The 242-nt window shown below is 44.2% G+C and carries 1 pseudogene; it reads left to right on the top strand.

What is annotated here, in order from left to right:
- Nucleotides 1-242, top strand: a pseudogene (locus AAEY72_RS16080) (hypothetical protein); the annotation flags it as partial.

Raw genomic sequence — 242 nt, 5'->3', positions numbered from 1 at the left:
GGGTTACTTAAAACAACACAGTAAAATCAATACCTCGCTCACACTTATGGTGCGTGAACTACAACCGCTTAATCATGGCTTACCGATTGAGTTTTACTGCTTCAGTGAAGACAAACGTTGGATATCGTACGAGCACTTACAAGCTGAAATTATGGACCATTTACTGGCCGTATTACCTGTGTTTGGGCTGCGCGCTTATCAAAGTGTCAGTGGGCAATTAAGCCCAGCTGACGGAGCCAATA

The organism is Psychrobacter sp. W2-37-MNA-CIBAN-0211 (assembly GCF_040309405.1).
Lineage (GTDB): Bacteria > Pseudomonadota > Gammaproteobacteria > Pseudomonadales > Moraxellaceae > Psychrobacter > Psychrobacter glaciei.
This window is presented reverse-complemented; position numbering and strand designations above follow the sequence as displayed.